General features: G+C 54.1%; 1 protein-coding gene. It reads left to right on the top strand.

Translation table 11 applies throughout. The features are described from left to right. On the top strand, positions 1–876 hold an 876-nt coding region (locus HMPREF2888_RS05070; protein ID WP_246815037.1), incomplete at its 5' end, for an NAD(P)/FAD-dependent oxidoreductase. Positions 877–958: the final 82 nt, after the last annotated feature.

Raw genomic sequence — 958 nt, 5'->3', positions numbered from 1 at the left:
CTCAAACGGAACAAAACCTGGGGCACTTCACAGCGAAGCGTTGCTGTCGTCGATAGCGGCAAACCTCGCAATCGGTTTAGCTCGCATGCGCACGGAATTATGGGGCTCGACGGTGTGAACCCGGTGGAGTACTTGGAAAAGGGGCAAAGCGAGTTTCGTGCTTTCGGCGGCAATTACATAAAAGGCACTGTTGCCAAGCTTGAGCCTGCCGAAGACGGCGCACTGGGCTGGCGAGCTATTACTGCTGAAGGCGATGAAATCCGCGCCAAACATGTCTTGGTCAGCACGGGTATTACGGATGAATTGCCAGATGTTCCCGGTGTAGAGGAGTTGTGGGGCCAACGAATTTTCCATTGCCCGTATTGCCATGGATATGAAGTGCGTAATCGTCGAATCGCGGTTATCGGCGGCCTCAATCCGGGATTTACTGTGCGGATGGTGCACTTGCTGCGAAAGTGGAGCCCGAACATTACTTTCTTCCCGAATGGTCTTTCTCTTGGCGAAACAGACCTCAAGCAATTCGCCGCGCGTGGCATCGAGGTAAATAACAAGCCTGTGCAGCAGGTTGCCGCCGATCCTGATTTCTCTGAGGGGCTTATCCTCAGCGTGGATGGGGAAAAGATCCGGTTTGAGTCTTGTTTTGTGGGGCCGGCTTTCCACCCGAACCACCAGCTTTTGATTGAAGCAGGCTGTCAGTACGACGAGGACGGATGGGTTCAGCAATCCAACGGACGTACTTCCCAACAAAATCTGTGGGCTGCAGGCAATGTAACCAGTTCACCAGACCAAGTCCCACAAGCTATGGGAGCCGGAGCTGCCACCGCAATTGCGATCGACCAAGCAATGCTGACCGCTGAATTAAGCGAGCTGGTTTAAGTCAATCTTGCTGGTAGCCAGCTTTCGCTACGCGCTTCATGGCGGGGAAGCCGGGATATGCGACAGAAAGTGTGTCTGTGCG

This window comes from Corynebacterium sp. HMSC077D03, from assembly GCF_001808545.1.
Lineage (GTDB): Bacteria > Actinomycetota > Actinomycetes > Mycobacteriales > Mycobacteriaceae > Corynebacterium > Corynebacterium simulans.
Note: the sequence above shows the minus strand (reverse complement) of the source record. Positions and strands in the feature narration are given on the sequence as shown.